12 protein-coding genes are annotated in these 24,831 nt (G+C 38.5%); all 12 read left to right on the forward strand.

What is annotated here, in order from left to right:
• Window positions 1-112: 112 nt before the first annotated feature.
• The 12 genes from pyrR (at window position 113) to lgt (ending at window position 24,831) form a co-directional block, all read left to right on the forward strand.
• A complete protein-coding gene (gene pyrR, locus GOM46_RS03185) occupies window positions 113-634 on the forward strand; it encodes a bifunctional pyr operon transcriptional regulator/uracil phosphoribosyltransferase PyrR (RefSeq protein ID WP_000850019.1) in 522 nt (173 codons plus the stop codon).
• A gap of 17 nt (window positions 635-651) precedes the next feature.
• Window positions 652-1,575, forward strand: coding sequence for an aspartate carbamoyltransferase catalytic subunit (locus GOM46_RS03190; protein ID WP_235084009.1), 924 nt, complete (start codon window positions 652-654; stop codon window positions 1,573-1,575).
• Between the two features lie 49 nt (window positions 1,576-1,624).
• Window positions 1,625-2,704 (forward strand): carbamoyl phosphate synthase small subunit, encoded by a 1,080-nt coding sequence (locus GOM46_RS03195; protein WP_006150768.1) that lies wholly within the window; start codon window positions 1,625-1,627, stop codon window positions 2,702-2,704.
• Between the two features lie 201 nt (window positions 2,705-2,905).
• Window positions 2,906-6,082 carry a carbamoyl-phosphate synthase large subunit gene (gene carB / locus GOM46_RS03200; protein WP_235084010.1) on the forward strand — a complete coding sequence of 1,059 codons (3,177 nt, stop codon included), beginning with the start codon at window positions 2,906-2,908 and terminating at the stop codon, window positions 6,080-6,082.
• 388 nt (window positions 6,083-6,470) lie between these two features.
• The gene (locus tag GOM46_RS03205; protein ID WP_235084011.1) at window positions 6,471-13,472 is read left to right on the forward strand and encodes a Spy0128 family protein; all 7,002 of its coding nucleotides are present in this window, start codon (window positions 6,471-6,473) and stop codon (window positions 13,470-13,472) included.
• 235 nt (window positions 13,473-13,707) lie between these two features.
• Window positions 13,708-16,437 (forward strand): GbpC/Spa domain-containing protein, encoded by a 2,730-nt coding sequence (locus tag GOM46_RS03210; RefSeq protein WP_235084012.1) that lies wholly within the window; start codon window positions 13,708-13,710, stop codon window positions 16,435-16,437.
• 150 nt (window positions 16,438-16,587) lie between these two features.
• Window positions 16,588-17,295: a glucosamine-6-phosphate deaminase gene (locus GOM46_RS03215; RefSeq protein WP_006150776.1), complete on the forward strand. Its 708-nt coding sequence runs from the start codon at window positions 16,588-16,590 to the stop codon at window positions 17,293-17,295.
• 254 nt (window positions 17,296-17,549) lie between these two features.
• On the forward strand, window positions 17,550-19,472 hold the full coding sequence (locus GOM46_RS03220) for an LPXTG cell wall anchor domain-containing protein (RefSeq protein ID WP_235084013.1): 1,923 nt from the start codon (window positions 17,550-17,552) through the stop codon (window positions 19,470-19,472).
• 149 nt (window positions 19,473-19,621) lie between these two features.
• The gene (rpsU, locus tag GOM46_RS03225) at window positions 19,622-19,798 is read left to right on the forward strand and encodes a 30S ribosomal protein S21 (RefSeq protein WP_000048054.1); all 177 of its coding nucleotides are present in this window, start codon (window positions 19,622-19,624) and stop codon (window positions 19,796-19,798) included.
• A gap of 430 nt (window positions 19,799-20,228) precedes the next feature.
• Window positions 20,229-22,931: an MBL fold metallo-hydrolase gene (locus tag GOM46_RS03230; protein ID WP_235084014.1), complete on the forward strand. Its 2,703-nt coding sequence runs from the start codon at window positions 20,229-20,231 to the stop codon at window positions 22,929-22,931.
• A 183-nt stretch (window positions 22,932-23,114) separates the two neighbouring features.
• Window positions 23,115-24,050, forward strand: coding sequence for an HPr(Ser) kinase/phosphatase (gene hprK, locus GOM46_RS03235; protein ID WP_235084015.1), 936 nt, complete (start codon window positions 23,115-23,117; stop codon window positions 24,048-24,050).
• Entirely contained in the window at window positions 24,043-24,831 is a 789-nt protein-coding gene (gene lgt / locus GOM46_RS03240) for a prolipoprotein diacylglyceryl transferase (protein ID WP_235084016.1), read from the forward strand. The genes hprK and lgt overlap by 8 nt, the downstream gene beginning before the upstream one ends.

Raw genomic sequence — 24,831 nt, forward strand, 5'->3', positions numbered from 1 at the left:
AGGAGCTGGATTAAGTAGAAGGGTAAGTCTTTACTGTTTACAGTAAGGCTCGCTTAGTTATACATTCTCAAGTCTCCTTGAAAAAGGAGACTTTTCTTTTTGGAGGTTTGTCATGAAGACAAAAGAAGTTGTAGACGAATTAACCGTCAAGCGAGCAATTACGCGTATCACTTATGAAATCATCGAACGCAACAAAGATTTGAATAAAATCATTTTAGCGGGTATCAAAACACGTGGTGTCTTTATTGCTCACCGTATTCAAGAACGCTTGGAACAATTGGAAAATATCTCTGTTCCCGTTGTAGAATTAGATACTAAACCTTTCCGTGACGATGTTAAGAGTGGTGAGGATACTTCATTGATTTCTGTCGATGTGACAGATCGCGAAGTCATCTTGGTGGATGATGTGCTCTATACAGGTCGTACAATTCGAGCTGCTATCGATAACATTGTCGGACATGGTCGCCCAGCGCGCGTGAGTCTTGCGGTGTTAGTTGACCGTGGACACAGAGAATTGCCAATTCGACCAGATTACGTTGGGAAAAATATTCCAACCAGTCGTTCTGAAGAAATCATCGTTGAGATGACAGAACTTGATGGCCAAGATAGAGTTTTGATTACTGAAGAAGCTTAATAGCTAAAGGAGTAGCCATGTCAGAAAATCAACAAGTACTGAAACATGTGGTGTCCATGGAAGATCTCACTGTGGATCAGGTTATGAAATTGATTAAACGAGGGATTGAGTTTAAGAATGGAGCTCAGTTGCCTTACGAAGACCATCCCATTGTTTCCAATCTTTTCTTTGAAAATTCGACAAGAACGCATAAATCGTTCGAAGTTGCAGAGATTAAACTAGGATTGGAACGACTTGACTTTGATGTAAAGACAAGTTCAGTCAACAAGGGTGAGACACTCTATGATACCATCCTGACTTTGTCAGCGCTTGGTGTAGATGTCTGCGTTATTCGTCACCCTGAAGTTGATTACTACAGAGAATTGATTGCGAGTCCGACGATCACGACTTCGATTATCAACGGTGGCGACGGTTCAGGGCAACATCCTAGTCAGAGTCTGCTTGATTTAATGACAATTTACGAAGAATTCGGACATTTTGAAGGACTCAAGGTCGCGATTGCTGGAGACTTGGATCATTCACGTGTTGCCAAATCCAATATGCAGATTTTGAAACGCTTGGGAGCTGAACTTTACTTTGCAGGACCTGAGGAATGGAGAAGCCAAGAATTTGCGGACTATGGACAGTTTGTTACCATTGATGAGATTGTTGACCAGGTGGATGTTTTGATGTTGCTTCGGGTTCAACATGAACGTCACGAGAGTGGAGCCGTCTTTTCAAAAGAAGGCTATCATGCGCAACATGGCTTGAACCAAGAACGCTACAATCGCTTAAAAGAAGAAGCAATCATTATGCATCCTGCTCCAGTAAATCGGGATGTAGAAATTGCTGACCACTTGGTTGAAGCTCCAAAATCACGCATTGTCCAACAAATGACCAATGGAGTCTTTGTTCGAATGGCAATCTTAGAATCCGTATTGGCAAGTAGAAAAGCCAAATAAGACACAAAACGTTAAAAGACGCCAGTGAGCGTCCACGAGAGGTGAGAATATGACAAAACGACTTCTAGTTTTAGAAGATGGCACAGTTTTTGAAGGTAAAGCCTTCGGTGCAGATATTGATGTAACAGGGGAAATCGTCTTTAATACAGGGATGACAGGCTATCAAGAATCCATTACAGACCAGTCTTATAATGGGCAAATCTTGACCTTCACTTATCCATTGGTGGGGAATTATGGGATTAACCGTGATGATTACGAATCTATTAGCCCAACTTGTAAGGGTGTTGTAGTTTTCGAAGAGGCACGTAGAGCAAGTAACTGGCGGAATCAAATGACGCTGGATGAGTTCTTGAAAGCTAAGAAAATTCCTGGTATTTCAGGAATTGATACACGTGCGCTTACAAAGATTATCCGTAAACATGGAACCATGCGAGCAACCTTGACACACGCTGGAGACAGTATGGATCATGTTGCTGATCAACTTAAAGCGACTGTTTTACCGACTGATAATATCAGACAAGTTTCTACCAAGACTTCTTATCCAGCTCCAGGAGTTGGTTTGAGTGTTGTTCTAGTAGACTTTGGTCTTAAGCATTCTATTTTACGAGAACTTTCAAAACGTGATTGTAACGTGACTGTAGTTCCATACACAACTACGGCTGAGGAAATCCTACATTTGAATCCTGACGGAGTTATGTTATCAAACGGTCCGGGGAATCCAGAAGATGTTCCAGAAGCGCTCGACATGATTCGTGGGATTCTAGGCAAAATTCCAATCTTTGGTATTTGTATGGGTCACCAGCTCTTTGCAATGGCAAATGGTGCAAAGACTTACAAGATGAAGTTTGGTCACCGTGGCTTTAACCATGCAGTTCGAGAAATTGCAACTGGGCGAGTGGACTTTACTAGTCAAAACCATGGTTACGCCGTTAGCCGTGAGGATTTACCAGAGCACTTGATTATCACCCATGAAGAAATTAATGATAAGTCAGTTGAAGGGGTACGCCACAGATACCAACCAGGTTTCTCTGTGCAATTTCACCCAGACGCAGCTCCTGGTCCTCATGATGCAAGTTATCTATTTGATGAATTCATCGAGATGATGGAAGCCTTCAAACAAACAAATTAATGACGAGTGTGAAATCGTCGGAGAATTTATTTAATGTCGCCCTGTGAGGCGACGAATAGAAAGGAGAAGGGTGGTCCGTATTTGCTGAACTGAATACGGGCTACGGACGGTGCTAAAAAGATAGTTATTTCTAGAACTGACAGTTCTTCGTCATAACTCCTATTTTAGCTTTGTCCGCTTGACGCCCTTAATATCTTATAAATGCCTAAACGTACTGATATTCAAAAAATTATGGTGATTGGTTCTGGTCCAATTATTATTGGTCAAGCTGCTGAGTTTGACTATGCTGGAACCCAGGCTTGCTTGTCTTTGAAAGAGGAAGGTTACGAGGTTGTCTTGGTAAACTCAAACCCTGCGACCATCATGACTGATAAAGAAATTGCAGACAAGGTTTACATCGAACCAATCACACTTGAGTTTGTGACTCGTATTCTCCGCAAGGAACGTCCAGATGCTTTGCTTCCAACTCTTGGAGGTCAAACAGGGCTTAACATGGCAATGGAATTGTCTAAAAACGGTATTCTTGATGAATTGGGAGTAGAACTTCTCGGTACTAAATTGTCTGCCATTGATCAAGCGGAGGACCGTGATCTCTTTAAACAATTGATGGAAGAATTGAAGCAACCGATTCCAGAATCAGAAATTGTAAATACAGTTGAAGAAGCTGTTGCCTTTGCTGCGACGATTGGATACCCAGTTATCGTCCGTCCTGCCTTTACTCTAGGTGGTACTGGTGGTGGTATGTGTGCCAACGAAGCAGAATTGCGAGAGATTGCTGAAAATGGTTTGAAGTTGTCACCTGTTACCCAGTGTTTGATTGAACGTTCCATTGCTGGTTTCAAGGAAATTGAGTATGAAGTCATGCGTGACTCAGCTGACAATGCCCTTGTTGTATGTAACATGGAAAACTTTGACCCAGTTGGGATCCACACAGGGGATTCCATTGTATTTGCTCCAGCGCAAACCATGTCAGATTATGAAAACCAAATGCTTCGTGATGCAAGTTTGAGCATTATCCGCGCTCTCAAGATTGAAGGTGGATGTAACGTTCAATTAGCTCTGGATCCGCACAGCTTTAAGTATTATGTCATCGAAGTAAATCCTCGTGTATCTCGTTCTTCTGCCCTTGCTTCTAAGGCGACAGGTTACCCAATCGCTAAATTGGCTGCTAAGATTGCAGTAGGATTGACATTGGATGAGGTTATTAACCCTGTTACAGGTTCAACTTATGCTATGTTTGAACCAGCCCTTGACTATGTGGTTGCAAAGATTCCACGCTTCCCATTTGACAAGTTTGAAAAGGGTGAACGTCGTCTTGGTACTCAGATGAAGGCAACTGGAGAAGTTATGGCTATCGGTCGTAACATCGAGGAATCACTTCTTAAGGCTTGTCGTTCTCTTGAAATTGGAGTTCACCACAATGAAATGCCTGAACTTGCAGAAGTCTCAGATGATGCCTTGATTGAAAAAGTTGTCAAAGCTCAAGATGACCGTCTTTTCTACGTATCTGAAGCCATTCGTCGTGGTTATACACCAGAAGAGATTGCTGACTTGACTAAGATTGATATCTTCTATCTTGATAAACTCTTGCATATCTTTGAAATTGAGCAAGAATTGGGTTCTCATCCACAAGATCTAGCAGTCCTAAAAACAGCAAAACTCAATGGTTTCTCAGATCGTAAAATTGCTGAACTCTGGAACACTACAGCTGACCAAGTTCGCCAACTTCGTTTGGAAAATAAGATTGTTCCAGTTTACAAGATGGTGGATACTTGTGCGGCAGAATTTGAATCAGAAACTCCATATTTCTATTCTACTTATGGTTGGGAAAATGAATCTATTAAGTCAGATAAGGAATCTGTACTTGTCCTAGGTTCTGGTCCAATCCGTATCGGTCAAGGGGTTGAGTTTGACTACGCAACTGTTCACTCTGTTAAGGCAATCCAAGCTGCTGGCTATGAAGCTATCATCATGAACTCAAACCCAGAGACAGTTTCAACAGACTTCTCTGTATCTGATAAACTCTACTTTGAACCATTAACGTTCGAAGATGTTATGAATGTTATCGATTTAGAGCAACCAAAAGGTGTTATCGTTCAATTTGGTGGTCAAACAGCTATCAACCTTGCTGAGCCTTTAGCCAAAGCTGGTGTGACCATTCTTGGTACACAAGTCGCTGACCTAGACCGTGCCGAAGACCGTGACCTCTTCGAACAAGCCCTCAAAGACTTGGATATTCCACAACCTCCTGGACAAACAGCAACCAATGAAGAAGAAGCGGTGCTTGCAGCTCGTAAGATTGGTTTCCCAGTCCTTGTTCGTCCTTCATATGTTTTGGGTGGACGTGCTATGGAAATCGTAGAGAACGAAGAAGACCTTCGTTCTTACATGCGTACAGCCGTTAAGGCAAGCCCAGACCATCCAGTTCTTGTCGACTCTTATATCGTTGGACAAGAATGTGAAGTTGATGCCATCTCAGACGGACAAAATTTTCTCATTCCAGGTATCATGGAACATATCGAACGTGCTGGTGTCCACTCAGGTGACTCCATGGCTGTTTACCCTCCACAAACCTTGTCTCAAAAGGTGCAAGAAACGATTGCAGATTACACTAAGCGTCTTGCAATTGGCCTCAACTGTCTTGGTATGATGAACATTCAGTTTGTTATCAAGGATGAGAAAGTATACGTCATTGAAGTAAACCCTCGTGCTAGCCGTACCGTACCGTTCCTTTCAAAAGTAACCAATATCCCTATGGCACAGGTAGCGACTAAGTTGATTCTTGGTCAAAGTCTCGAAGAACTTGGTTACCAAGATGGACTTTACCCAGAAAGTACTCGCGTCCATATCAAGGCACCAGTCTTCTCCTTTACCAAACTAGCTAAGGTAGACAGCCTTCTTGGTCCTGAAATGAAGTCAACAGGGGAAGTTATGGGGTCTGATACCACTCTAGAAAAAGCCCTCTATAAAGCTTTTGAAGCTTCATACCTCCACTTGCCAACCTTTGGGAACGTTGTCTTTACCATCGCAGACGATGCAAAAGAAGAAGCTTTAGATTTAGCGCGTCGTTTCCAAAATATTGGTTACGGAATCCTTGCAACTGCAGGAACAGCGGAGTTCTTTGCAAGTCATGGATTACAGACTCAACTTGTTGGTAAAATCGGTCATGATGAACACGATATCCCAAGCTACGTCCGCAAAGGAAAAATTCAAGCAATCATCAATACTGTCGGTACCAAACGGACAGCCGACGAAGACGGAGAACAAATCCGTCGATCTGCCATCGAACATGGGGTGCCTCTCTTTACAGCTTTGGATACAGCAGATGCCATGCTAAAAGTATTAGAAAGCAGAAGTTTTGTCACAGAAGCGATTTAAAAAATAAGATTCTCTTTGGAGAATCTTTTTTTATTTATGAAAACAATGATAAGGTTTTCACAATCATTAAAATGTAATCAAATTGAAATATTTAGAAAAAGAAATATAATAAATGAAAAGATTATTAAATAAAAAATCTTGTATATAAGGACTGATTTATGCATACATGTAAATATATATTATAAATTATAGATAGCTAAAAATACTGTTAAAATCCATAAGAAAGCGTTTTCCAGAGTATATAATTAATTGAATTAATATTTATTTTTTGATATGATAGAAATGCTAAAGTGGGTAAATTCTAGCTTTCAATTATTGTGCATAGGGTACAAGATTTGTAGAAATATTACCTTCTGTTAGTAAAATATATAAAGGAGAACTTATCCATATGATAAGAAAGGAACAACAACGTTTTTCTTTGCGAAAATATAAGGTAGGTGTTGCATCTGTATTTTTAGGGACAACTCTTAGCTTTTTGATGGCTAATGGTGGTGCAGTTCAAGCTTCTGAGCTTCCTACACAACCAGCTTCTGAAGAAAAAACTGAGTTGGTGAAAAAGGATGTCAGCAGTGAGGATTCCTCTAAAAAAGAACAAGATATTGTAGCAAATGTTGCAACAGCTGAGCTTGCTGAAGAAAATAAAGTAGAAGAAGCAAAACCTACTTCTGAGTCTAAAGTAGAAGAAGCTAAATCTGAAGCGACTACTTCAGAAAAAGCATCAGAGGTAAAACCTGCTTCAACTGAGACTGAGGTTGCTAATAAGGAAACTGCTAAGCCGGTTGAAAAAGCTGAAGAAACTAAGCCAGCTATTTCAGAAGGTGATAAACCTAAAGTTCGTAATCGTCGTGCTACAACGGAAGATGCAGTTTCTGGAGATCACAACTCTAAACCAGTCAGTGTTAGTACCTATCTAAAAGATGGTGAAACAGTTGATCCAACTATACAGAATCCAAATGGAGCTAAGGTTGAGTCACAAACTGTTCCTTCTGGTTATGCAAGAAAAGAAGGTGATTACTATACATACAGTATTGTAGACCTTACTCGCTTCAACGAACGTTACAACACAAAATATTACTCTCGTGCTTATAAGAGATTTGATGATTCTACAGATACAGTTGTTGAATTGATTGATAAAACGACTGGTAATGTAGTAGAAACTAGAACTATTACTTCATCAAGTGGTATTCAAAAATTTACAACTACTGCTACTGCATCAAAGGGAGAGTTAACTTATCAAGTAGATTATGATAAAGGGACACCTGCTAGTAAAGCTGAACCAGCTCAACCATTCCTACAATACGGTTATGAAGTTGGCGCGAGTATCCAAGCTTTAGTCGCTCCTGGTCACAACCTTACTCCAGATGAGAAAAAATTATACGATGCTGTATATGCTGCTCGTACATCAACAGATATTATTAACGTTGTAGAACCTGCTTATAATGGTCGTACAATTACCGACTCAAACGCTAAAATCCCAGAAGCAATTAATAAAACAACTTACTATAGAGTAGTTGATAAAAACAATGCGACATTTAACGCCAATAAAACAGATAAAACTGTTCAAGACTACGTTCCAAATGGCAATGAAGAAGATTTGGCTAGATATACCACTAAAGCTATGGAAGGACAAAACTTCACAGCATCTGGTGAGCGTCAATTTGATGGCTACAAATTGTACCAAACGGCAGATTCAGATACAACATCTGGTTATGTAAGTCGCCCATACAAAGTCGGTACTAAATTTATGGACGCTGAGCGTGCAGGAATTAAACGGATTAAAGAAATCGTAGGTGAAGATGGATCTGTAGTTGTTCGTGTTTATCTTCTTGATCCAAAACAACAAAGCAAACGTTCTGATGGTACATTGAGCACTGACGGCTACATGTTGCTAGCAGAAACGAAGCCTATTAAACCAGGTGATTACAATAAAGAAGATTTAGTTGTTAAGAAATCACCTCTTAACACAATTGCTTTCACAGATAGTAAAGGTGTAAACTATCCAAACGGTAAAGAAGTTCCATTTGACTTCCAAACAGCTGCTGGATATACACCTAAGAAAACAGTCTTTGTACCATTCTTAGGAGATAAGATTGGTCACCTTTCTCCAAACGAACAATTGGTTCGTGGAGTAAACGGTATCGGTACAAACGTTGACTTGCTCAACTCATTAACACCATACAAACAACCAATTTATTACTACGTCAAACAAAATCCAGTTGAAGTGACTCCGGAAGTTGAAAAACAATTGGACGGACGTGTCTTGACAGACGGTGAGTTTACATTCAAATTAACAGAAGAGAAAAGTACACCTGACAAACATGAAGAAACAGTTAGCAATAAAGATGGAAAAGCTACATTCAGCAAGCTTTCCTTTAACAAAGTTGGTACTTATAAATACAAGATCACTGAACAGAAGGGCTCTGATGCAAATGTAGATTACGATTCAATGACAGTTACCATGACTGTCAATGTAACTGAGAACACTCAGGGTGACTTGGAAGCTACAGTTAAATACAGTTCAGAAGGTGGATTTAGCGCAAGTAATGATGATAAAATCTTCAATAACTATGTTGTTGCTCCAGTTGTTACAAGATTTGACTTTACTAAAAAATTAGCCGGTCGTAAGTTAAAAGCTGGTGAATTCAGCTTTGTTCTCAAAGATCAAGATGGTAATGTTATTGAAACAGTTAAGAATGATGAAGAAGGAAATGTGACCTTTACTGAATTGTCATATGACAATACTAAAATTGGTACCCACTCATACTCTGTTGAGGAAGTTATCCCAGCTGATGCAGATAAAGAATTTGGTATGACATACGATACCATGAAAGCATTTGTCCGTGTAAAAGTTGCTAAAAATGGCCATACCTTAACAACTGTTACAGATATTGCTTCAACAGGTGGTAAGAATGCTGCTGGGGAATCAACTGACACTCAAGAAGATACTGAATTCAACAACAAAGTCAATCCTCCAGCAACACCTGAATTCCAACCAGAAAAATTTGTCGTTTCTAAAGAGAAATATGATATTACTGGCAACAAGTTGATGAACGACGACGACGAGTTGGCAAATGAATACACTGAAACAAATGCAGATCCATATGTAGACAAGACCACTAACAACGAACCAGAAAACTTGAATACCAAGACAGTTAAACGTGGTTCTAAATTAGTTTACCAAGTATGGCTTGATACTACTAAATTCACTGAAGCAAATAACATCCAATACGTTGGTGTATCTGATACATACGACGCTGATAAATTGGACGTCAATGCAGCGGATATTAAAGCATATGATTCAGTAACTGGTGCAGAAGTAACCAATAAATTCGACATCAAAGTTGAAAATGGTACGATTACTGCAACTTCAAAAGATGAATTTATCAAAGATAAAGTGCATGCTCCTGTTATCGACACAACTGAGTTCGAATTTGGACGTTACTATAAATTTGATATTCCAGCAACTGTGAAAGAATCTGTTAAAGCTGGTGCTGATATTGAAAATACAGCCAACCAAACAGTTCACGTTTACAACCCAGTAAGTAAGACAGTTGAAAAACCTGAAAAACCAACACAAAAACGTGTCAACAGCGTTCCAGTTCCAGTGGAAATGAACTTCACTAAACGTTTGGATGGTCGTGAACTTCAAGCCAACGAATTCGAATTCGTATTAAAGAAAGACGGCGTTGAAGTTGAACGCGTGAAGAATGATGCTGCTGGTAATGTTGTCTTCAAGACTCTCGAGTTCGGTCGCGATGATCTTGGTAAGACATACAACTACACAGTAGAAGAAACTCCTGGTGCAGATGCAACTGTCAATTATGACACAATGGTTGCTACTGTTAAAGTAGTTGTATCACATGATGGTACCGCAAAGGCAATTGTTGCCAACGTAACAGATGCTGCTGATAAAGAGTTCAACAATACAGTTACTCCTCCAGAAGAACCTAAGTTCCAACCAGAGAAATACGTTGTTTCTAAAGAGAAATACGATATCACTGGTGATAAGCTCATTGATGACGATTCTGAGTTGACAGATAAATATGGTGAAACAAACGCGAATCCATACGCGGATAATACCATCAATAATGAAGTGGAAAACTTAAATACTAAGACTGTTGAACGTGGTTCTAAATTAGTTTACCAAGTATGGTTGGATACAACTAAATTTGATGCTGCTAACAAGGACAACATCCAAACAGTTGGTATCTCAGATAACTATGATGAAGCTAAATTAAATCTTAATGCAGCTGACATCAAAGCCTACGACTCTGTAACAGGTGCAGAAGTAACCAATAAATTCGATATCGCTGTAAATGATGGTGTGATTACTGCAACCCTTAAAGATGGCTTCACGAAGTCACTTGGTGACGCAGAAAACACACAAGTGATCGATACAACTAAATTCGAATTCGGACGTTACTACAAGTTCGATATCCCAACAACAGTGAAAGCTGATGTTCCTGGTGGTGTAGACATCGAGAATAGTGCGGCTCAAGTAGTAAACTACTACAACCCAACGACTAAAAAAGTTGAAAAACCAAGCAAACCAACTGAAAAACGTGTAAACAACGTCCCAATTCAAATTGAACTTGACTTCAAGAAAGCTCTTGCAGGTCGTCAATTGAAAGCGAATGAGTTTACTTTCCAATTGTTAGACGATGATGAATTCAATGTTCTTGAAACAGCAACTAATGATAAGGATGGTAAGATTAAATTCACTAGCCTTAAATACACAAACAATGATCTCGGTGTTTACCGTTACAAAGTAGTAGAAGTTGCTGGTACAGACTCAACCGTTACGTATGACAATATGAAGGCTGTTGTAACAGTCACTGTTTCTCATGATGGTACAGCTAAAGCTTTAGTTGCTAAGGTCGGAGATATTGCCGATAAAGAATTTAATAACACAGTTCGCCCTCCAGAAGAGCCTAAGTTCCAACCAGAGAAATACGTTGTTTCTAAAGCGAAATTCGATATTACAGGTACTAAGCTCGCTGATGACGATTCTGAGTTGACAGATAAATATGGTGAAACAAATACAAACCCATATGTGGATACAACTAACAACAACGAAGATGAAAATTTGAATACGAAACCAGTTGAACGTGGTCAAAAACTTTACTATCAAGTATGGTTGGATACAACTAAATTTGACGCAAACAACAAAGACAATATCCAAACAGTAGGAATCACAGATAACTACGACAAGGATAAATTGACTGTTAATGCTTCAGATATCAAGGTTTACGATTCCGTTACTGGTGCAGACGTTACGACGAAATTCGATATCTCTGATAACAATGGTGTTCTGACAGCTAACCTGAAAGATGGCTTCACGAAGTCACTTGGCGACGCTGAAAACACACAAGTGATCGATACAACTAAATTCGAATTCGGACGTTACTACAAGTTCGATATCCCAGCAACAGTGAAAGACGATGTCGTAGCTGGTGCAGATATTGAAAACAAGGCAGCACAAGTCGTTAACTACTACAACCCAGTAAGCAAGACTGTTGAAAAACCAAACAAACCAACTGAAAAACGTGTCAACAGTGTTCCAATCTCAGTAGAATTTAACTTCACTAAGAAATTGGAAGGTCGTGAACTGAAAGCTAACGAATTCACATTCGAGTTGAAAGACAGCGACAATGTTGTGATTGCGACTGCAACCAACGATGCAGCTGGCAAGATCAAGTTTGATCCAGTAGATTACACTAATAAAGCTGGTGAAACTGTTACTGCCCTTAAATACAAGAAGGGTCAAGAAGGTACTTACAAGTACACTGTAACAGAGGTTAAGGGTACAGACGCAACTGTATCATACGATACAATGAAAGCAGAAGTAACTGTAACAGTATCTCATGACGGTACTGCGAAAGCCTTGATCACAAACGTGACAGAACCTGCGGATAAAGAATTTAACAACCGTGTGACTCCACCAGAAACTCCTGAGTTTAACCCAGAAAAATACATCCTTAATGAAGAAAAATTTGATATTACTGGAACTAAACTTCTGGATGATGATAAAGAGTTGACTGATAAAGTAGCTGATACCAACAAAGATCCATATGTGGACAATGTTGATAATAATGAAAAGCAAAATATCAATACACAAACACTCCATAAAGGTGATAAGGTTGTTTACCAAGTATGGTTGGATACAACTAAATTCAAAGAAGGTCACAATATTCAATCTGTAGGAATTACAGATAAATATGACAACGAAAACTTGGATGTTAATGTATCTGAAATTAAGGCTTACGATTCAGTAACTGGAGCTGATGTGACTGACAAGTTCGATATCAAGGTTGAAGATGGTGTTATTACTGCTACGTCTAAGGTTGATTTGACTAAATCACTCGGTGATGCGGAAGATACACAAGTAATTGATACTACTAAGCTAGCGTTTGGTCGTTACTATAAGTTTGATATTCTTGCACGTATCAAGGACACTGCTAAGGAAGGTGTAGATATTGAAAATACAGCTTCACAAATTGTTCACCAATACGATCCAACTAAGAAATCAGTTGAAAAACCAGAAAAACCAACTGAAAAACGTGTTGTAAATATTCCAGTTAAAGTTGAATTCAACTTCACTAAGAAATTGGAAGGTCGTGCGTTGAAAGCTGGAGAATTCAGCTTCGTATTGAAAGACAAAGATGGCAACGTAATTGAAACTGTAAGCAACGATTCAGAAGGTAAGATCAAGTTCTCAGCTCTTGAGTTCAAACGTGGTCAAGAAGGCACTCATATCTATCATGTAGAAGAAGTGAAAGGTACAGAGGCTGGAGTTGAGTATGACAAGATGGTAGTGACTGTTGGAGTTACTGTAACTAAGGATGGTAAAGTGTTGACCCTTACTTCACAAATGCCTGAAGATACTGAGTTTAACAACAAGGTAACACCACCAACACCACCAACACCACCAACACCACCAACACCACCAACACCACCAACGCCGCCAACACCGCCAACACCACCAACACCGCCAACGCCGCCAACGCCGCCAACACCACCAACGCCGCCAACACCGCCAACACCGCCAACACCGCCAACGCCGCCAACGCCGCCAACACCGCCAACACCACCAACACCGCCAACACCACCAACACCACCAACACCACCAACACCACCAACACCGCCAACACCACCAACACCACCAACACCACCAACGCCGCCAACACCACCAACGCCGCCAACACCGCCAACACCGCCAACACCACCAACACCGCCAACACCACCAACACCACCAACACCAGAAAAACCTAAAGGTCCTGAGTTGCCAAATACTGGTGAACAATCTAAATCTGGAGTTGCCGCACTTGGTGCTGCGCTTGGTCTTGTAGGTCTAGGTTTGGTTGTAAAACGTAAAAAACGTGAAGAATAAAATATACAAAATCGAATTCATTTAGCGATGAACTAACGATTTTAGCTCTAAAATGAAGAGGCTTTGCTCGTAAGAGCAAGGCCTTTTTATTATTTTTAAATGTCTATGAAATTTTATTGAAAGAAAATAAAAATTATTGAAATCACATATTTTTTTTGATAAAATTAGTATGTTTTTAAGAATCAAATCTTTTTCTTGAGAATGTTTTAAATCTTAAATAAAAGAAGGAATTGTCATGTCATCGTTAAAGAATAATAAAACGATTAAGTATGCCTTGAGAAAAACCTCAGTTGCTTTTGGTTCTGTTGCAGTCGCAACAGTGATTGCTGCTTCAGGTATTGCCACTGTATCAGCCGATGAAACTTCATCAGTAACGACACCTGTTACTTCAACTACAACAGTAGCTGGAGAAGAAACAAAAGAAGTTGCGGTTCCAGAGAAGTTGGAAGAAGCTAAAACTGCTGCCACAAATGAAGGTCTTGAAGTTAAAGAAACTGAGACTAAAAAGCAAGATTCAGAGGAAGCTGCTGCTAAAGATTACGAAAAACAAGTTACTGATATTAATAAAACTGTAGCTGATTATAAAGCTGAAGTAGCAGCAAATCAAGAAGCTTACGAAAAAGAAAAAGCTGAAGTTGATGCTAAAAACGCTGCTGCACAAGCAAACTACGATAAAGAGCTTGAAGCTTACAACGAAAAACTTACTGCTTATAAAAAAGAATTGACTGAAAAATCAGCAGAAAAAACAGCAGTAGAACAGAGTAATGAAGAGGCACGTGTTGCTTATGAAAAAGCTCTTGAAGAATATAACACAGCACTTGCAGCATACAATGCATCTGTAACAGCAAATCAAGAAGCTACTGAAAGCAATAAATTAGCTCAAGCAGAATATGAAGCTAAATTAGCTGACTACAAGACTAAAAAAGCTGCTTATGATGAAGCACAAGCTGCTTACTTGATTGAGCTCGAAATTTACAACAAGAAAAAAGCACAATACGATGACGCTAAAGATGCCTTTAATAAGATGGTTGCAGAGCGTGGCGGAAATCCTGAGAAATACAAACAAGATTTGACATTCCTCTCTGAAGAACTTACTGATGGTGAAACAACTAAAATTACACACCAAACAACTGGATTAACAAATTACTTGACAAAAGAAGGTCAATCTCGTATGTACGGTGATGGTAAAGCTACTAAGATGTATGAAACAAAGAATCTTCAAGATTCTGATTTGACAGCTACAAATCCATATGCCAACAATGAAATTGAGTGGGGTCTTGTAAAAGTCGGAGACAAATTTGATGTGACATACACAGGACTTACTCAAGCTAAAATTGTAAAAGGTAGCGAAGAAAAACGTATTGCAAAAGTTGTTTATAAATACGAAGTGAAGAGCCTTCCATCATCAGATGGAAAAGGAATCGTTCAAATTTATAACGATCCAGCAGTTACAATGACAATTGGTAGCTCAACAGATACTGAAAACCCAGTAACTGTTGGTGTTGATATTGAGTTTTACGATGAAAATGACCAATTGATTGATTTGTCACAACACAATGCAATCCTTGCCCTTAACTCACTTAACCACTGGAATGGTGCATCTTATGTAGAAAATGACAAACCTCGTCCTCTAGTTGTTGAAGCTAAAGATAGCGAAGGCAATACAGTTCGTGGAACTTGGGATCCATATTCAGATGGAAGTGAACCAAAACTTGATGGTGCAGACGTTGTTGTGAAAAGCGGTAAAGCTGACTTCGGTAGTGCAGAAGTTGATATCAATGCTGATAATCCTTTGAAAATTGTTGCTCAAAAAGCAACATGGGATGCTGATGCCTTCAAAGTAACTGAAGAAACAGTAGTTGATGCTACAACAGTGAATGCATCTGGTGGCGGAAATGGTCACTCAGTTGGTACTGAAGATTACACATTCGGTGATAAATCAGACGTTATCGGTTCTTACACTGTAGACGCTAAATCAGGTGTTTTGAGATACACACCAAAAATGAAACACCAAGATACTCCTCACATTGAGTCTGTAAACATTGGTGACAAAGAGTTTATTAAACTTCCAAATTCAAGTGTAGACCAAGATTCATCGACAAAAGAAGTATCTGCTAAAGAACAAAATCAATACATGGCTCAAGGTGCTACATTTAATGCAGACTCTTCAAGTGAAACTAAGGGTTGGGATGATCCTAAGAGCCCTTACCTTTACTATGGTGGTGGTGCTGTTATTTTGAAAGATGGTCATCTTGAATTTACAGCAAAAGGTGCTAACGCAACAGGCGAAGCAACTCTCTATTGGTTCTCTATCAACTCAAACGTTGGCTTCCCTCAAGATCCAGGTGAAGAGCCAGTTAAACCAACAGAACCAACACCTCCAGTTAAACCTGAAAAACCAGAATTGACAGAAGTACCAACTGTTAAAGAAAAACCAGTTCCACCGACAGAACCAGAATATAAAACAGTACCTGTCTTACCAAGTGAACCGGTTAAACCAGAAACACCTGAGTTGGTGAAGGATCCTGTTAAGAAAGAAACAGAAAAACCAGTTGTTGAATGGAATAAAAATGTTGTGGTTATCAAGAAAGATGAAAAACCACAACCAAAACCAGAGCCTAAGCCGGAACCAAAACCAGAACCAAAACCAGAGCCTAAGCCGGAACCAAAACCAGAACCAAAACCAGAGCCTAAGCCGGAACCAAAACCAGAACCAAAACCAGAGCCTAAGCCGGAACCAAAACCAGAGCCAAAACCAGAGCCAAAACCAGAGCCTAAGCCAGAACCAAAACCAGAACCAAAGCTAGAGTTTAAGTCAGAGTCAAAATCAGAAACTAATCAAAAAGATTCAGAGAGAGTATTACCAAATACTAGTTCAGCTGATCAATCATTCATGACTTATTCAGCACTTATTGGTTTAGCTACTGCCGGTTATGCTTTGTCAAGAAAGAAAAAAGAAGACTAATTCATTCTGACAGTTTTAAAAGAGAAGACTAGTTTAGTCTTCTTTTTTTACTTAACTTTATCCAATAAAATTTAAAATATTAAACCGTTTACACTTGACAAAAATTGGTCTATACCATATAATGAAGTAAAGAAATGTGGAGGAACAATTATGAAAGTTATTCAAGTAAAAAATCCTGAAGAAGGTGGAAAAGTAGCTTTTGAAATTTTAAAAGAAAAGTTAGCAAAGGGTGCTCAAACATTAGGACTTGCGACAGGTAGCAGTCCACTTGAGTTCTACAGAGAAATCGTAGAGAGTGACCTTGATTTTTCAAATCTTACAAGTGTCAACTTGGACGAATATGTAGGATTAGATGGAGATAATCCTCAATCTTATCGTTATTTCATGCAAGAACATCTGTTCAATAAAAAGCCATTTAAAGAAAGCTTTTTGCCTCGTGGAGTTAAAGACAATGCAGAAGAAGAAGTAGAACGCTATAATCAAATTCTTGCTGATCATCCGGTTGATTTGCAAATCTTGGGAATTGGTCGAAATGGTCACATTGGATTTAACGAACCAGGAACTCCGTTCGATAGCCAAACTCATCTTGTAGACCTTGATCAGTCTACCATTGAGGCTAATGCTCGTTTCTTTGATAAAATCGAAGACGTACCAACACAAGCTATTTCAATGGGTATTAAAAATATCTTAGATGCCAAATCTATTCTTCTCTTCGCTTATGGCCCATCAAAAGCAGAAGCTATTGCCGGAACTGTTGAAGGTCCAGTGACTGAAAATCTACCAGCAAGTAGTTTGCAAAATCATTCGGATGTGACTATTATTGCGGATGCAGAAGCACTAAGTTTATTAAAGAAATAAGTTAATCTAAAAGCCATTCATCTAATAAAGTTGGGATGGCTTTTTTGTTGAAAACATTTAAGAAATTGTTATATTGTTTTTTAAAAAGTATAAAAATAAGAAAAAAAGCAATCTTTATATACAGTAATTTTATAATAACAATTTTTTAGTAAATAATTCAAATTATTTCAATTATAAAACTAGACTTTTAAAATAAATATTGCTACAATAAACATTAAATAATAACTAATTAGAAACAAAGGAGACAGATAGAAATGAATATGAAAAAAATTGGATTTTTTTCTATCATCATGTGTTTATTAACAGTCATAATTTCTCTTACTTTAACAAAGGCTTCTGCCGAAGTATCAGAGTTGACTGGTTCTAGTAAGTCTGTAGATGCGATTACTTCGCTTAACATCACAAATAATAAAGGTGGAAATCTTGATGGGGACCTGCCACAATGGGTTACATTCAGATTAAACGCAAACTTTGATTTATCAGGTAAAGATGTTAAAGCCGGTGATACAACTACTATTGATGTTTCAGATGCTCTTTATATAGAATCACAAAACTTTGAAATTCGAGATACAGCAACTAATAATCTCATCGCAACTGGTAAAATTGATGAAACTAAAAAACATATCATCTTAACCTATACTGATTATGCTGAAAAGCACTCTGACACCAGTGGTTCTTTCTTTGTCTATACTCGAGTGGACTTTCAAAAGAATCCTGAAAAAGGAGAAATTCCTGTTCAAATTACTATCAATGGTAAAGTATATAATGCCGGTAAGGTGAATTTTACTGGAGTTGGAGAAGCCAAACCAGAGTTGTTCTCAAAAACTGGATGGATAAGTAATGAAGAACAAAGAATTCTTTCTTATTCCATTTCAATCAACCAGACAAAAGAGAGTTATAAAGATGCAATAGTTGAAGACGCATTGAAGTTCTCTAACGCATCTTACATCAAAGATAGTATTCATATTTATAAAGGGAAATTCAACTATGTAAATGGAGAATGGGAATTTAACGATAAAACAGATGTAACTAATCAACATACTGTTACAGTTAGTGAAGATGGTCGATCATTTGTTATTCAACTTGGAGATATCACTGAAGCTGATCAATACCGTATTGAATATAATGTTCAAGCAAATTATGCATTTGCAGATGGTGAAAAATTAGATAATGATGCTGTTTTAAAAGCAAAAGAAAAAACTTTGGAAAATGCGACTCAAACTACCGTTGCTCAGATAGCAGGTGGTTCAGGTATTGGATATGTCTTCTCGATTAATATCCATAAAGTAGATGAAACGAACCAACCACTAGCGGGGGCTAAGTTTAAAGTTGTACGACAAGCTAATAATCAAGTGATTGGTGAGTTTACCACAGATGCTGAAGGGAAAATTACAGTAACTGGCCTTTTGAAAGACAAGTATATCTTAACTGAAGTTGAAGCACCAAAGGGGTATGTGATAAATACAGCAGACACAGAAGTGAATGCAACAGATTTTGGAGCTGATAAATCAGTTACAAAAACAATCGTCAATCCAAAAGAACAAACCACAACTACGACAACCACAACAGAAGCGCCGACAACAACCACAACGACAACAACGACAGAAGCGCCGACAACAACCACAACGACAACAACGACAGAAGCGCCGACGACAACATCAACGACAACAACGACAGAAGCGCCGACAACAACCACAACGACAACAACGACAGAAGCGCCGACAACAACCACAACGACAACAACGACAGAAGCGCCGACAACAACCACAACGACAACAACGACAGAAGCGCCGACAACAACCACAACGACTACAACGACGGAAGCTCCGATGACAACATCAACGACAACAACGACAGAAGCGCCGACGACAACATCAACGACTACAACGACAGAAGCGTCGACGACAACATCAACGACAACAACGACAGAAGCGCCGACGACAACATCAACGACTACAACGACAGAAGAGTCGACGACAACATCAACGACTACAACAACAGAAGAGTCAACGACAACATCAACAACCACTTCAAAACCAGAAGTATCTGAGACAACTACTACAGAAGATAAGCCAGGTCTTCCATATACTGGTGAGTCTACAGGTATTGCATTAGTAATTGCTGGTGTATCTATCTTGGCAGGTAGTCTCGTTATGAAAAAGAAATTTTCTAAATAATTGAGTTTAGAAAAAGATAGTTAATAAAAAGGACTTTAGGGTCCTTTTTATTTGTCAATGAAAAATAATGAAATGCACTATTTTTCTTGACAATTTTCATCAATACATGTAAAATAGAATAGATCTTGAACTTGAAGGGAGTGAAAATAATGTCTAAAACAGTAGTACGTAAGAATGAATCTCTTGACGATGCACTTCGTCGTTTCAAACGTGCGGTTACTAAAGCTGGTACTCTTCAAGAAACACGCAAACGTGAATTCTATGAAAAACCTTCTGTAAAACGTAAACGTAAATCAGAAGCAGCTCGTAAACGTAAAAAATTCTAATTTGAAATGAAAGACTAGACTTATCTAGTCTTTTTTTGCTAATCACAAAGAGTAAAATCACAGTGAAGATTGTTAATTCAGTGTTAAACAGATATTCTAAACTTGGAAGCTTTTTGATTGTAGTTATGTGTTTTATATAAAGTTAAAATGTTGACGTTGAGAAAGTATCCTCGTTGAGGAAATTAAAAACATACTGACAGAAGTATAGGAAAACTGCTAGATATAGGTGCTGACAAAAACTATTAAAAGTCAATTTTTGAGAATAGATTTACTGATAAAAGAAAATTAAAACTCATCAATTAATCTGAAACAGTGTTGCTAAAGTCATTTGGCGCAGTAAAAATGACATTTTGTATTTTACCCCCCCTTTTTTCTTGTTTTTTTGGTATAATTAAAAATATCAGTAGAAAAAATCTGAGAGGGCTTTATCATGAGAAAAACAAAAGTCGCAGTCGCTTTAGGAGCATTTTTGTTTCTTAGTGTCGGCGCGAGAGTAGAGGCGGACACAACTTCGCGGTCCGACGTCAATCGGATTCATTTCATTAATACCAAAGGAAGTCCAGGGACTGATGCCATTTTACTTGAAAGTAACGGGCATTATGCGTTGATAGATATGGGTGAAGACTATGACTTTCCAGATGGGAGCGATCCGCTTTATCCATTAAGATCGGGTATTATTACTTCAAATGTCTATGCAATTGAAGATCGACTTTTCCGTCATCTTGACCATGTAGGTGTTAAGAAGTTGGACTTTATGCTTGGAACGCATGTCCATAGTGACCATATTGGTGGAGCTGATGAAGTTCTAAAAAAATATAAGGTTGATAAATTTTATCTAAAACGATATTCGGATGATCGAATTTCCACTCAATGGGGCTTGTGGGATAATCTTTTTAACTATAATAATGCACTGAATGCCGCTAGAAAATATGGCGTTAATCTTATTCAAGATATCTCAGATAATGATAGTCATTTCAAATTGGGTGATATGGATATTCAGTTGTATAACTACAAAAATGAATATGGCCCAGATGGGAAATTAAAGAAAGTATATGATGACAATCCCAATTCTATTGTTGCTGTAGTTACAGTAAATGGGAAGAAAATTTATCTGGGTGGGGATCTTGATAACGTTTATGGAGCTGAAGATCGCTTAGGCCCACAAATTGGGAAAGTCGATTTAATGAAATGGAACCATCACCTTGACGGAAAAGTTTCAAACAGCATTAATTTTCTTAATAATCTTTCCCCATCTATTGTTGTGCAAACAACAGGATTGGATATAAATGTCCAAGCAACGAGAGATAAATTGAAACAGATGAATGTCCAAGTTGTTCATGCTTCAAGTGATAAGAAAGATGCGACTGTTTTTGATATAAAAACAGATGGCATTAATAATATTTCTCAAGAATTCCCAGATATTCCGAATACGAATTCACGTTGGATCACTGAAGATGGATATAAGAAGTATTATTTCGCTGATGATCAGATGGCAACAGGTTGGCATACAATTGATGGAGCAAAATACTTCTTCAATGGGAAAGGACATCTGCAACAAGATAAATGGCTTCAAGATTTTGATGACGAAGGTACTCTTAAGTCTTTATATATGGATAAAGATGGGAAGTTACAAACTTCCAAATGGCTTCAAATTGACAAGCAATGGTATTATGTGGATTCTAAAGGATATCGAAAAGAGTCGGAGTTAGCAATCATTGACGGTAAGACCTATTACTTTGACGAAAAAGGGATTATGCAAACTGGTACCAGAACAGTGAATGGAGCAACTCTGGTCTTTGATGATACAGGTGCGCTTTCAAATGAACTAAGAGCATCATCCTGGAATAAAATCGGTAATAAATGGTATTACCTAGATGAAAATAAAAAAATGACCATTGGTTTCAAAGAAATTGATGGAAAGATGTACTATTTCAATGAAGCCGGAGAAATGGGAACTTATTGGCAATATACGCACCAAAAATGGTATTACTTTAGCGCTTCAGGTGAAATGAAACGTGGTTGGCTCAATGATGCAGGTAAATGGTATTATCTAGATCCTAAAACTGGAGAAATGTTCACTGGTTCAAATAAAATTGACGGCAAACTCTATCGCTTTAATGATGGAGGCGTCATGGCAACTGGTTGGGAACAGTTTGATGGCAAATGGTACTATTATACATCTAGTGGCGATCAGAAAAAAGGCTGGCTTAAATACAACAATGACTGGTACTATCTCGAACTGAAAGATGGAGAGATGGTTACAGGAACCAAAGAAATCGATGGGCAACAATATAGCTTTAAAGATAGTGGTGCTATGGTTACTGGCTGGAAACAAACAGATGACAAATGGTACTATTATGCATCAAGTGGTGAACTGAAAAAAGGCTGGATTAAATATGCTGGTGATTGGTACTATCTTGATTCGAAAGATGGAGAGATGGTTACAGGAACCAAAGAAATCGATGGACAACAATATAGCTTTAAGGCTAGTGGTGCTATGGTTACTGGCTGGAAACAAGAAGATGATAAATGGTACTATTATGCATCAAGTGGTGAGCAGAAAAAAGGTTGGATAAAATCTGCAGGTAAGTGGTACTACTTGAATCAAAATGACGGCGTTATGGTGACCGGTAGACAGGAAATTGATGGTGTCAAATATAGCTTTAACCAATCTGGAGCTATGGAAACCGGATGGGTATTTGACGGCAAAGATTGGTACTATCATAAAGAATCTGGAGCCATGGAAACTGGTTGGTTTAAATATTCTGGCAAATGGTTCTTCCTAGATGGTGATTCTGGAAAAATGCTTACTGGTATCCATGAAATCTCTGGAGATAACTATTACTTTAATATTGCAGGTGAAATGCAAGTTGGTTGGATTCAAGAAAAAGGGGACTGGTATTATTTCAAACCAAGTGGTGAAATGCTTCGTGATGGAATTACACCTGATGGCTATAAAGTCGCTAGTGATGGTAGATGGCGTTCAAATGGAGTGACTACCACAACGACGAGTGTAGAAGAAACAACTTCAAAAGATTCATCGCTTAGAGAAGCTTTTGAACCTACAACAGATGCTACCCAAACTAGTGAGGAAAAATCAGTTCCAGTTAGTGATGACAAAGCTTCTAACTAATCACTTTGTCGAATAGATTTTAAAGAAGGGATTAAATAACAGTTTGTTGTTTAATCTCTTTTTCGATAGGTTAAATCTTTTAAAGAGTTCTTCCTAAATAAATAGCGTAAAGACTGTTAAAAACATAAACTTATTTCTACAATCTGATATAATAGTAGGAGAACCTTATTGAAGGAGAAAAATATGTCGGTTTTAGTCAAAGAAGTAATTGATAAACTCAGACTAGACATTGTCTATGGTGAGCCAGAATTACTTGAAAAGGAAATAAATACGGGCGATATTTGTCGACCAGGTCTCGAAATGACGGGCTATTTTGATTACTATACTCCAGAACGTATCCAATTGTTGGGAATGAAGGAGTGGTCCTATCTCATTAGCATGTCTTCTCACAACCGCTACCAGGTTTTGAAGAAATTATTTCAACCAGAAACACCTGCAGTTATTGTTTCGCGTGGTTTAGTAGTTCCAGAAGAAATGCTAAAGGCTGCTAGAGAATGTAAAATCGCTATTTTAACAAGTCGTACTGCAACCAGTCGTCTATCTGGTGAACTATCAAGTTACTTGGACTCTCGTTTGGCCGAACGCGCAAGTGTGCATGGTGTTTTGATGGATATCTATGGTATGGGTGTTCTGATTCAAGGTGATAGTGGTATCGGTAAGAGTGAGACCGGACTTGAGTTGGTCAAACGCGGACATCGTCTAGTCGCAGATGATCGCGTGGATATCTATGCTAAAGACGAGATGACACTTTGGGGTGAGCCAGCAGAAATCTTGAAGCATTTGTTAGAAATTCGCGGCGTTGGTATTATTGATATCATGAGCCTTTATGGGGCTAGTGCCGTTAAGGATTCTTCACAAGTTCAATTGGCTGTCTATTTAGAAAATTACGATACTGATAAGGTCTTTGACCGTTTGGGGAATAATGCGGAAGAATTGGAAATCTCAGGTGTTTCTATTCCACGTATTCGTATCCCAGTAAAAACAGGACGTAATATCTCTGTCGTTATCGAGGCGGCTGCAATGAATTATCGTTCGAAGGAGATGGGCTTTGATGCGACACGCCTCTTTGAAGAACGATTGACAAAACTAATTGAAAGGAACGAGATGAAGAATGATTGATCCAGTTGCTTTTCAAATTGGTCCTTTGGGTATTAGATGGTATGCACTCTGCATCGTTTCAGGTCTTATTTTAGCAGTCTATCTTGCAAGTAAAGAAGCACCAAAAAAGAACATCTTATCCGATGACATTTTAGACTTTATTTTAATTGCTTTTCCTTTAGCTATCATTGGTGCTCGACTTTATTATGTCATTTTTAGATTTGACTACTATAGTCAGCATATGGGAGAGATTTTTGCCATTTGGAATGGAGGTCTTGCCATATACGGCGGTTTAATCACCGGAGCAATCGTACTCTATTTCTTTGCTGATCGTAGATTAATCAACACATGGGATTTCTTGGATATTGCTGCTCCAAGCGTTATGATTGCTCAGAGCCTTGGACGTTGGGGGAATTTCTTTAACCAGGAAGCCTACGGAGCAGTTGTTGAAAATCTTGATTACCTACCTGGTTTTATTAAGAATCAGATGTATATCGATGGCTCCTATCGACAACCAACCTTCCTTTATGAATCTATCTGGAATCTCATTGGGTTTACGTTGATTATTATTTTTAGACGTCGATTAAAGAGTATTCGTCGTGGTTATATCACTGCCTTCTATCTAATTTGGTATGGATTTGGACGTATGATCATTGAAGGTATGCGAACAGATAGTCTCATGTTCTTTGGACTTCGAGTATCTCAATGGTTGTCAGTTCTATTAATTGGACTTGGAATTTATATTATCGTTTATCAAAATCGAAAAAAAGCACCATTTTATAATGTGAAAAAGGAGAATTAA

It is taken from the genome of Streptococcus infantis (genome assembly GCF_021497965.1).
GTDB lineage: Bacteria > Bacillota > Bacilli > Lactobacillales > Streptococcaceae > Streptococcus > Streptococcus infantis_B.

What these genes read in the sequence shown, in the direction of transcription:
- hprK (WP_235084015.1), top strand. Translation starts at nt 23,115, where the DNA reads ATGTCGGTTTTAGTCAAAGAAGTAATTGATAAACTCAGACTAGACATT.
- pyrR (WP_000850019.1), top strand. Translation starts at nt 113, where the DNA reads ATGAAGACAAAAGAAGTTGTAGACGAATTAACCGTCAAGCGAGCAATT.
- GOM46_RS03205 (WP_235084011.1), top strand. Translation starts at nt 6,471, where the DNA reads ATGATAAGAAAGGAACAACAACGTTTTTCTTTGCGAAAATATAAGGTA.
- GOM46_RS03230 (WP_235084014.1), top strand. Translation starts at nt 20,229, where the DNA reads ATGAGAAAAACAAAAGTCGCAGTCGCTTTAGGAGCATTTTTGTTTCTT.
- carB (WP_235084010.1), top strand. Translation starts at nt 2,906, where the DNA reads ATGCCTAAACGTACTGATATTCAAAAAATTATGGTGATTGGTTCTGGT.
- lgt (WP_235084016.1), top strand. Translation starts at nt 24,043, where the DNA reads ATGATTGATCCAGTTGCTTTTCAAATTGGTCCTTTGGGTATTAGATGG.
- GOM46_RS03190 (WP_235084009.1), top strand. Translation starts at nt 652, where the DNA reads ATGTCAGAAAATCAACAAGTACTGAAACATGTGGTGTCCATGGAAGAT.
- GOM46_RS03215 (WP_006150776.1), top strand. Translation starts at nt 16,588, where the DNA reads ATGAAAGTTATTCAAGTAAAAAATCCTGAAGAAGGTGGAAAAGTAGCT.
- GOM46_RS03220 (WP_235084013.1), top strand. Translation starts at nt 17,550, where the DNA reads ATGAATATGAAAAAAATTGGATTTTTTTCTATCATCATGTGTTTATTA.
- GOM46_RS03210 (WP_235084012.1), top strand. Translation starts at nt 13,708, where the DNA reads ATGTCATCGTTAAAGAATAATAAAACGATTAAGTATGCCTTGAGAAAA.
- rpsU (WP_000048054.1), top strand. Translation starts at nt 19,622, where the DNA reads ATGTCTAAAACAGTAGTACGTAAGAATGAATCTCTTGACGATGCACTT.
- GOM46_RS03195 (WP_006150768.1), top strand. Translation starts at nt 1,625, where the DNA reads ATGACAAAACGACTTCTAGTTTTAGAAGATGGCACAGTTTTTGAAGGT.